The organism is Gloeocapsa sp. DLM2.Bin57 (genome assembly GCA_007693955.1).
Lineage (GTDB): Bacteria > Cyanobacteriota > Cyanobacteriia > Cyanobacteriales > Gloeocapsaceae > Gloeocapsa.
This window is the reverse complement of record RECR01000049.1, coordinates 1-9,705: the sequence shown is the minus strand read 5'-3', so window position 1 is coordinate 9,705 and position 9,705 is coordinate 1. Positions and strand designations below refer to the sequence as shown.

At 37.4% G+C, this 9,705-nt stretch carries 9 protein-coding genes; 6 read left to right on the top strand and 3 right to left on the bottom strand.

What is annotated here, in order from left to right; all coding sequences use genetic code 11:
• Window positions 1-12: 12 nt before the first annotated feature.
• From EA365_04160 to EA365_04150, 3 genes are all read left to right on the top strand, one after another.
• Window positions 13-225, top strand: a complete 213-nt coding sequence (locus EA365_04160; protein TVQ47057.1) for a hypothetical protein — start codon at window positions 13-15, stop codon at window positions 223-225.
• 84 nt (window positions 226-309) lie between these two features.
• Window positions 310-591 (top strand): hypothetical protein, encoded by a 282-nt coding sequence (locus EA365_04155; protein TVQ47056.1) that lies wholly within the window; start codon window positions 310-312, stop codon window positions 589-591.
• Window positions 592-645: 54 nt separating this feature from the next.
• The gene (locus EA365_04150) at window positions 646-2,214 is read left to right on the top strand and encodes a carboxylate-amine ligase (protein TVQ47055.1); all 1,569 of its coding nucleotides are present in this window, start codon (window positions 646-648) and stop codon (window positions 2,212-2,214) included.
• A gap of 66 nt (window positions 2,215-2,280) precedes the next feature.
• On the opposite strand, the gene cysE is transcribed toward EA365_04150, so the two are convergent.
• The 3 genes from cysE to mnmA all read right to left on the bottom strand — a co-directional run bounded on the left by cysE (window position 2,281) and on the right by mnmA (window position 5,717).
• Window positions 2,281-3,012 (bottom strand): serine O-acetyltransferase, encoded by a 732-nt coding sequence (gene cysE, locus EA365_04145; GenBank protein ID TVQ47054.1) that lies wholly within the window; start codon window positions 3,010-3,012, stop codon window positions 2,281-2,283.
• A 116-nt stretch (window positions 3,013-3,128) separates the two neighbouring features.
• Window positions 3,129-4,664 (bottom strand): hypothetical protein, encoded by a 1,536-nt coding sequence (locus EA365_04140; GenBank protein TVQ47053.1) that lies wholly within the window; start codon window positions 4,662-4,664, stop codon window positions 3,129-3,131.
• Window positions 4,665-5,717, bottom strand: coding sequence for a tRNA 2-thiouridine(34) synthase MnmA (gene mnmA, locus EA365_04135; protein ID TVQ47052.1), 1,053 nt, complete (start codon window positions 5,715-5,717; stop codon window positions 4,665-4,667).
• 294 nt (window positions 5,718-6,011) lie between these two features.
• Between mnmA and pflB the strand changes: the two genes are divergently transcribed.
• From pflB to EA365_04120, 3 genes are all read left to right on the top strand, one after another.
• Window positions 6,012-8,228 carry a formate C-acetyltransferase gene (pflB, locus tag EA365_04130; protein ID TVQ47051.1) on the top strand — a complete coding sequence of 739 codons (2,217 nt, stop codon included), beginning with the start codon at window positions 6,012-6,014 and terminating at the stop codon, window positions 8,226-8,228.
• A complete protein-coding gene (locus tag EA365_04125) occupies window positions 8,228-9,058 on the top strand; it encodes a radical SAM protein (protein TVQ47050.1) in 831 nt (276 codons plus the stop codon). Before pflB ends, EA365_04125 begins: the two co-directional genes overlap by 1 nt.
• Before the next feature lie 142 nt (window positions 9,059-9,200).
• Window positions 9,201-9,662 carry an NUDIX hydrolase gene (locus EA365_04120; GenBank protein TVQ47049.1) on the top strand — a complete coding sequence of 154 codons (462 nt, stop codon included), beginning with the start codon at window positions 9,201-9,203 and terminating at the stop codon, window positions 9,660-9,662.
• Window positions 9,663-9,705 lie beyond the last annotated feature (43 nt).

Here is a 9,705-nt window from a genome sequence, read left to right as displayed (position 1 = left end):
AGTCTAAGTGATTTGAAACAAACTAAGTTTTATCAGGAAGCGAAAGAGGAAGGTAGAGAGGAAGGAATCGAGTTAGGGAGACAACAAGAAAGACAAGTAGTCAAACTAGAAACTATCCCTAAACTACTCCAACTAGGATTAAGTGTGGAGATTATCTCTTCAACCTTAGAATTACCCTTAGAAACCGTGATTACAGAAGCCAGAAAATACCAAGACAGAGAGTGAAAACTGATACTATTGGCTTTCTCGGCATTATGTGGTAAATTTTACCTAAAGTGACACTTTGTTACTACCTACTCCCTATTCCCTATAACCAATAAGTTTTATTTATTACCACAAGTACGTGAGATCCGCGTACTTTTTAAAACAAGAACAGAAAGTCGAGTGAAGGAAGCTTTAGCTAAGTATCTTATTAAATATAATCCCAATAATTTAGATCTAACAGGAATCGATCTCAGCGAAGCTGATCTGAGTAAAGTTAATCTGAGTGAAGCTTACGTGAGTCAAGCTAATCTGAGTGGGGTTGACTTGAGTTGGGCTAATTTGACTAATCTGAGTGGGGTTATCGGCTATGATACTATCATAAGGTAGAGAAATAAGGATGTTAAAATAAAGCCAGATAGAGGTACATAGGGTCATAAATCCATGCTAAGCCTAAATACAGAGACAAGCATCGACAGGTTTGAGCAATTACAACAAAAATTACGCGATCGCTGGTACAAGAAGAACCCTTTAGAAGAAGATGATCACGATATCCTGGTTATCCCTTCCTTTAGCGTTGACCAAGAAATCGGTAAAAATGTGCCAGGTTTCCTACATTATGAAGAAAGGTTATTATTCTCTCTGATGAGACTATATAACCCCCATACCCGCATCATTTACGTCACTGCTTTACCTCTATCCCCGATGATTAGAGATTATTATCTACAAATGTTGTCGGGAATACCTTTTTTTCACGCTCAGCGACGCTTATTGTTATTATCAACAGATGATGGCTCTTTTAGACCTCTTACCGAGAAAATCTTAGAACGTCCTCGTTTAGTAAGACGCATCCGTAACGCTATGCGTAAGGATAAATCCTATATCGTCTGTTTTAACTCAACCTATCTCGAACAAGAATTATCGGTAAAATTAGATATCCCTCTTTTTGCTTGTAGCACCCAGTTATTATACTGGGGTTCTAAAAGCGGTAGTAGAGAAATTTTCGCTCAAGGTGAAATACCTCACCCCGATGGAAGTTTTCTAGTAACTAGTATAACAGATTTAATCAGTGAAGCTGCTCAACTTTGGGAACGTCAACCCCAATTACAGAGAATGGTAGTCAAACTCAATGAAGGATTATCAGGAGAAGGAAACGCGATCCTAGATTTGAGACCTATACAACAATTAGCTCACGCTGATTTGACCACCAAAAAACAGGCGATCGCTTCTAGTCTAGAAACTATGAGTTTTCAAGGCGTTAAAGAAAATTGGCAGACTTTCTCTAAAAGAATACCTGAATTAGGTGCAATAGTTGAAGCGTTTATCGAAGGAGCAGAAAAGCGATCACCTAGTGTCCAAGGTTATATTAGTCCAACCCAAGAAGTAGAAATCCTCTCTACCCATGACCAAATTCTCGGTGGACCAGATGGACAAGTGTACCTTGGTTGTCGTTTTCCTGCTGACGACGCTTATCGACTGCAAATACAAAACCTCGGACTTAAAATAGGTGAAGTCCTCGCAGCTAAAGGAGCGATGGAACGCTACGGAGTGGATTTTATCGCAGTACGTCAGGGTAAAACTTGGCAACTCCACGCGATCGAAATCAACTTACGCAAAGGTGGAACAACTCACCCCTTTATGACTTTAAAATTACTCACCAATGGAACTTATGACCAACAGACAGGTTTATTCTATAGTCCCCAAGGTATCAGAAAATACTATGTAGCTTCAGATAACTTATATAAGCCACAGTATAAAGGTTTATTGCCCCATGATTTAATGGATATTATCGCTGAAAACCATCTTCATTTTGATAACAGTACTAAAACAGGTACAGTCTTCCACCTCATGGGAGCACTTTCAGAATTTGGTAAACTAGGTTTAACTAGTATCGGTAACTCTTGGGAAGAAGCAGAAACCATTTATCAACAAATAGAAGCTATCTTAGATCAAGAAACCTCTACTATCATTAATCCAGAGGAAACAGAAAGTATTCCTATTACCTGGAATTAATTATTTTTTGCGTACTCACACCTGATATTAATTCAATTCTAGGGGAGTACGCTTTTGAATCTACATCTAGATACCAGATCCATCGAGAAATTGCTTAATTTCCTGCTCAGGAAGACTAGAAATATCCACGGTAACTTTACCCGCGTAACAATGCTCTAGTAGTTGGGTGGTTTTTAATTCCTGTACTTGTTGCTCTAACGACTCGATCCTATCTATTAAGGTACGAATAACCGTCGCTTCTGAGTCGGGAAGATTACCATGTTCTAAAGGATTAATTTTAACACCAGAGCGATAGACTACTCTTCCGGGAATACCGACTACCGTACAATCAGAAGGTACGTCTCTCAATACTACAGAGCCTGCACCAATACGTACATTGTCGCCAATTTGGAGATTACCAAGAACTTTCGCTCCTGCTCCTACTACTACATTACTACCTAGAGTAGGGTGACGCTTACCACTTTCTTTTCCAGTTCCTCCTAGAGTTACACCCTGATAAATCAACGTATAATTACCAATGATGGCAGTTTCTCCAATGACTACCCCCATTCCGTGATCTATAAACACTCCTTTACCAATTTGCGCCCCTGGATGTATCTCAATACCTGTAAGTAAGCGAGCTACGTGAGATATCAGTCTAGGTATCAGGGGAATTCCCTTGTTATTTAACCAGTGAGAGAAACGGTGAAACCAGAGAGCGTGTAACCCTGGATAGCAGAAAATTACTTCTAACCAGTTTCTAGCAGCGGGATCTCTCTCAAAAATAATCCGAAAGTCAGCGATTAGGAATGACAGCACAGTTCAATTCCATCTAATATTGTTTTGGTCACTTTTTATTCTATCTCTGAATTGTCTATTTGCCACTACTGTTTTCTCATCTTGACTTTTTTATTAAGTTATGTTAAGATTTATCCCTACTCGGTAGGTGACCAAACTAATAGTAAATTGGGGTTAGTAAATCCCGCTAATTCAGGTGAAGTTTGTACATAACCTTCTAGGTTACTGATTAATTGGGCAGAAGGATTATAAAAGAAAATATCACTATAACCTTCGGGAATAGCAGGAATAGCGGTATTTCGGTATAGTAATAAATCAACTTGATCATTGAGTAAATGACTCAAAGAAATTAAATTGCCTACGTTAATCTCGTTAGTATCGCTGATTAGTAAAGGTTTAGGACTATTATTAATTACTCTAGCTACGTCATTGTTATGATAACCTGAAATCTTATTCCACCAAGTATAAGCAGAATTACTGAGACTACAAGAGATAACCCCTAAACTAAAAATAAGAGTAATAATTGTTAGTTTTAACTTGTTAGTTTTACTAAAGGCTAACCAATAACTTAGGGCTATTTGTATTCCTAAAATACTAGGGAAAAAATAGCGAGTCATAGAAGACCTTCTTCCTCCTATCAGTAAATCAGGTAAGATTAAACCTAGGATAGGTATAATAATTACTAAGCTTAAAAATAAGGTTTCTTGAGTTTTTTTTCTCAGGAAATAGATTAAGTAAATAACCGCCAATAATAAGATAAAAAAGATTCTTGGAGCAAGAATATGATTAATTTCTGTAGGAAAATCTATCCAAATAGAACTAAGATGTAATTCCCATAAACTGTATAAAGTTAACCAAGGTTCGTTGACATTAATCCACTCGGTTTGTTGTTTAAGTTTTGCCAAATTAGCAGGGATAACTAGTAACCAGGGAAGAAAAATAATTCCAGCTAAAGAAACAGCCACTAAAAACCAAAGGATAACCTGAGAACGAGTTATTTTTGCTGTACAAATAAGATAAATAGCCTGAGCAATTACTAAAAAAATACTCAAGACAGAAGTATAAAAATTAAGAGCTAAAGTGAAACTATATAATAACCAGTCTTTTAATTGGGGTTGAGAAGCCTTAATAGCGCGCCAAAACGCAGCACAAGCTAGTAAAGTAGTCATACTCCAGAGACTGTATTGACGAGCTTCTTGAGCGTAGAGAACGTGAATAGGTGATATACTAACCAGAGCGATCGCCCACCATCCTACCAAAGAATTAGGAAATAATTCCCAACACAGCCAAAATAAAGCAGGGAGAACCAATATACTAAATATAGCAGCTAGGCTTCTAGTCGTAGTAATGGAACTTCCCCACAACTGCGACCAAAGACGCGCTAGCACATAATATAAGGGGGGATGTTCGGGGTGTTCGGCTAAAACTTGCCAAGTTTCCTTCCACCCGCGATCATCGTTAAGACGTTGAAAATAAACTAAATCACTCGGTTTAACTATTTCACCAGTAAAAACCGCGTCTCTAGCCATATCTCCATTATAACCCGAAATACGTAAAGAAGTATAAACTTCATCGTGCCAATATACTTTCTTGTCTAGGTTATCTAAACGGAAAAAAACCCCCATCAGGAGGATAATAATTAGGCAAATTTTCAACCCCAGATTTTTAGACATTTAGCTTTTAGAGATAATCCCACCACCTAATAACATTTCACCATCATAGAATACCGCAGCTTGACCTGGGGTAATAGCAAACTGTGGCTCAGTAAAGACTAGTTTAGCTTGTCCATTATCTAGGGGGATTACCGTTACAGGTACAGCGGGGGAACGATAGCGCACTTTTACGGTAGTTTGAATCAAAGTAGTTGGCGTAGGAATAGAAACCCAGTTTATTCTCTCTACTATACATTCTAAACAACCCGCTTGTTCACGAGTACTCACTACTACTTGATTACGTCCAGCGTCAAGCTTGACTACATAAAGAGGTTCAGCGGCAGATACCCCTAGACCTTTGCGTTGTCCAATGGTATAATGATGGATACCGTGATGTTGACCTAGTACATTACCCTCTAAATCAACGATTTCTCCCTCTTGTTGGCTGATATACTTATCTAAAAAACTGCGCATTGAGCCGTGAGATTCGATTAGACAGAGGTCTTGACTATCTGGTTTGTCAGCGGTGTTTAACCCTAGAGAGGTAGCTAAGGCTCTGGTTTGGGCTTTAGTTTGACTTCCTAGGGGGAATACCGTAGCGGCGAGCATTTCTTGGGATAAATCATAAAGAAAGTATGACTGATCTTTACTACTATCTATAGCTGTTAAGAGTTGATAGCGATCGCTTTGTTGAGCGTATTTTATTCTCGCATAATGTCCTGTAGCTATTTGCTTAATTCCCCAAGTTTCTTGAGCGTATTTTAACATTGGTCCAAACTTGACCGCTTTGTTACACTGCGAACAAGGTAGGGGGGTTATTCCTGAAGAGTATCCCGAGACTAGATAGTCTATTATTTCGTTTTGAAAGACTTCTCTACTATCAACAACATGGTAAGGTATGTCTAGTTGTTCACACAACAAAGCTGCGTCCACCATTCCTTCTGAGCAGCATTGTCCTTTACCCTTCATTAACCAAAGGGTGAGACCTGTTACTTCGTATCCTTGTTGCTGCAAAAGGGCGGCTGCTACCGAGCTATCTACTCCTCCCGATAAGCCGACGACGATTTTGTTCATTAATCTTGCTAATATTTTTTTTAGTTCTTACCAGTATAACCTTTATAAGGAAACATGAATAGGGAATAGGGAAAAGATAGTATTTTATCTAGACAAATTCCCATGGGCTTTTCAGAGAATTACTAAGGTGCTCAAAGCATAATAATGTAATAAGTATCACAGAAAAATCAAAAAAGAGAAATTAAGATGAATAAAACGGTGTTTGTCTATGTAAACTGATTAGTAACATTAAATACTAGTAAATCTTAACTTTATTGCTCAATTTGATTAAATGACTTGAGGAGGCAAAAAATAATGAACTTAGCTATTCCTGTAGAACAAAAGCAAAGAATTAATGTAAGGAAATTTCTGCAAAAAAACTACACACCTTATGAGGGTGATGCTTCTTTTTTGCAACCTGCCACAGAAAAGACTTTAAGGCTTTGGGACAAAGTTAAAGAATTAATGAAACAAGAATCACAAAAAGGGATACTTGATACTGATACGGAAGTTCCTAGCTCTATTACTTCTCATGCTCCTGGTTACATAGACAAAGAATTAGAAGAAATAGTTGGTCTTCAGACAGATAAGCCTCTTAAAAAAGCGATTATGCCTAATGGCGGTATAAGAGTTGTAGCAAATTCTCTAGAAGCTTACGGATATCAGTTAAGTCCTCAAACCAAAGAAATTTTTACTAAGTACAGGAAAACTCATAATGATGGGGTTTTCGACGCTTATACTTCTGAAATAAGAAAAGCGAGAAGTGCAGGACTTGTCACAGGGCTTCCTGACGCTTATGGGAGAGGGAGAATTATTGGTGATTATAGAAGAGTAGCACTTTATGGAGTTGACGCTCTAATTGAAGATAAAAAGCAATCTTTAATTGAACTTGAACTAGACTCTTTGGATGAGGGGCTAATTAGACTAAGAGAGGAAATTTGCGAACAAATTCGCGCTCTTGGTGAGTTGAAAGAAATGGCAAAAGGATATGGCTTTGATATCTCAAAACCTGCTCAAAATGCTCCCGAAGCTATTCAATGGACTTATTTTGCTTATCTAGGTGCTGTAAAAGAGCAAAATGGCGCAGCAATGTCTTTGGGTAGAGTCTCTACCTTTTTTGATATTTATCTTGAAAAAGATCTTCAAGCAGGAATCTTAACAGAGCAACAAGCTCAAGAATTAATCGATCATTTTGTGATGAAATTAAGAATGATTCGCTTTTTAAGAGCACCTGCTTACAATGAATTATTCTCAGGAGATCCAGTTTGGGTAACAGAGGCTCTCGGTGGAATGGCGGAGGATGGGCGTAGTTTAGTTTCTAAAACATCTTATCGATTTTTACAAACACTTTACAATCTAGGACCTGCTCCCGAACCTAATATCACTGTTCTTTGGTCTGAAAAATTACCAGAAAATTTCAAACAATTCTGTGCAAAGGTTTCCATTGATACCAGTTCAATTCAGTATGAAAATGATGATTTGATGAGACCAATATATGGAGATGATTATGGAATTGCTTGTTGTGTATCAGCAATGAAAATTGGTAAAGAAATGCAATTTTTTGGTGCTAGAGTAAATGCAGCTAAAGCACTTCTTTATGCAATCAACGGCGGTCGTGATGAAAAATCAGGCAACCAAGTTATGCCTCCTTTTGCAGGAATAAAAAGCGACATCCTAGACTATGAAGAAGTTATGAAAAAGTTTGATCATGTTCTTGACTGGCTGACCAAACTTTATGTTAACGCTTTAAATTGTATCCATTATATGCACGATAAATACAATTATGAGAGGCTGCAAATGAGCCTGCATGATGTCCATGTTCATAGAAAAATGGCATGTGGCATTGCTGGAGTATCTCTTGTTGCAGATTCTTTATCCGCAATTAAATACGGTAAAGTAAGAGTTATCAGAAACGAGGAAGGTTTAGCCGTTGATTATGAATGCGTTGGAGAATATCCTTGCTTTGGCAATGATGATGATAGAGTTGATGAAATTGCCACAGAATTGGTAAGCAACGTAATGAATAAGCTACGAAGACGTAAAACTTATCGCAATGCCGAGCCTACCCAGTCGATTCTCACAATTACCTCAAATGTAGTGTATGGTCAAAAGACCGGCTCAACTCCAGATGGTCGCAAAAAAGGAGAAGCATTTGCTCCTGGAGCTAATCCAATGCACGGTAGAGATGTAAGTGGCGCTATTGCTTCTTGTAAATCAGTTGCCAAAATCCCTTATCAAGATGCTACTGACGGAATATCTTATACTTTCTCTATTGTCCCTTCTGCCTTGGGAAGAGGTGAGGAGGATAGAGTTAACAATCTGGTGGGAATTCTTGGTGGTTATTTTCAAGACAAAGGACATCATATGAATGTGAATGTTTTTAATCGGGAATTATTGTTAGATGCCATGGAGCATCCCGAAAAATATCCACAACTAACAATTCGAGTTTCAGGTTATGCAGTAAACTTTAATAAGTTGAATAGGGAACAACAATTAGATGTTGTGAATAGAACTATTTTTGAAAATATATAATGAGCCAAAAAGATTCAACTCTAGGTTTTATTCATTCAACTCATGCCTTGGGTACAGTTGATGGCCCGGGGCTTCGTTTTCTAGTATTCTTACAAGGATGTCTTTTAAAATGTGTGTATTGTCATAATCCCGATAGTATAAAGCTACCAAAACTAGGCAAAAGTCAATTTAATTCTTCCCATAAAGATAAAGTCCTAACTTCTTTGTTACCTCTTAACGGGACAACTTATAGTCAGTGTACTGCTAGTGAGTTATTTGCCAAAATCAAAAAGTATAAAGGTTATTTAACTTCTTGTAAAGGTGGGATTACCATCTCTGGTGGAGAGCCTCTTGTACAAGCAGATTTTGTTGTTGAACTTTTGCAGTTATGTAAACAAGAAGGAATTCACTCTGCCATAGATACTAGTGGCTTCCTTCCCTTGAGTAAAACTCAACAAGCTTTAAAACTCGCGGACTTAGTCTTAATGGATTTAAAAGCCATTGATGCGGATATATATAAAAAAATTACCTCTGTTAATATTCAACCAAGCTTAAATACAATTAATTTTTTAAAAGAGAATCAAATACCAACTTGGATTAGATTTGTACTAGTCCCTAATCTTAATGATGGAGAAGAACACTTACACAAAATTGGCAAATTTTTAAAAAATCTTGAACAACAGCAAAAGTTTATTGAAAAGTTTGAAGTTCTTCCCTTTCATCAAATGGGAGCTTTTAAATGGGAAGAACTTGGAGAAGAGTATCTCTTAAAAGATTTCAAAGAAGCAAATCAAGACGATCTTAAACGATGCTATGAAATTGTCAATCAATACGTAAATTTTCTAGTATAATTAGGGTTGGTTGCAAAACTAGTCTAATATAGGCTCTTCCCTACTTAAAAGGTTTTGAGATTCTACTAATTGTTAATTAAATTAACGTTTATTTAGGGCTAAGTAGTTAGCTTGAGAACAATTTTATCAACTTTTCTATACTATGAAATCTCAACTCTGGAAAACTCTCTCGCGTTTTGTAGAAATAAAGTCACCTTGGTTAACCTTAATAGGAGAAAAACTCCAAGATGACCAAGATCAGATATTAGATTATTGGCGTATCGAAAAAGCTGATTCAGTTATAGTAATTCCTATCCTAAATCAGCGATTATTATTCCCTATATCTACTTATCGTCCGGGTGTTCAACAAATTACCCTAGATTTTCCTGGAGGAAGATTACCTTTAGGACTAGCTCCTAGTCAAGGGGCTGTAACTATTCTTAATAAAGAATTGGCTATTCAACCTGGGGATATCAGAGAATTAACCCCTGTTAACCAAGAGGGATGGTTGGTGAATAGTTCTTTTTCTAATCAACAACTCTATGGTTTTGTGGGTGACATACTCCTACACCGAATCAAAGATTACGCTGTAGGCTTCTTGTCTTTCACCTTAAGAGATGATTGACCGTTTTTGAGTGAGGCGATGCCCATCCCCACTTTTTTAATTA

Bases quoted from the DNA above. Each gene is read 5' to 3' on its own strand.
- EA365_04150 (TVQ47055.1), top strand. From the start codon at position 646: ATGCTAAGCCTAAATACAGAGACAAGCATCGACAGGTTTGAGCAATTA.
- EA365_04140 (TVQ47053.1), bottom strand. From the start codon at position 4,664: ATGTCTAAAAATCTGGGGTTGAAAATTTGCCTAATTATTATCCTCCTG.
- mnmA (TVQ47052.1), bottom strand. From the start codon at position 5,717: ATGAACAAAATCGTCGTCGGCTTATCGGGAGGAGTAGATAGCTCGGTA.
- pflB (TVQ47051.1), top strand. From the start codon at position 6,012: ATGAACTTAGCTATTCCTGTAGAACAAAAGCAAAGAATTAATGTAAGG.
- EA365_04125 (TVQ47050.1), top strand. From the start codon at position 8,228: ATGAGCCAAAAAGATTCAACTCTAGGTTTTATTCATTCAACTCATGCC.
- EA365_04120 (TVQ47049.1), top strand. From the start codon at position 9,201: ATGAAATCTCAACTCTGGAAAACTCTCTCGCGTTTTGTAGAAATAAAG.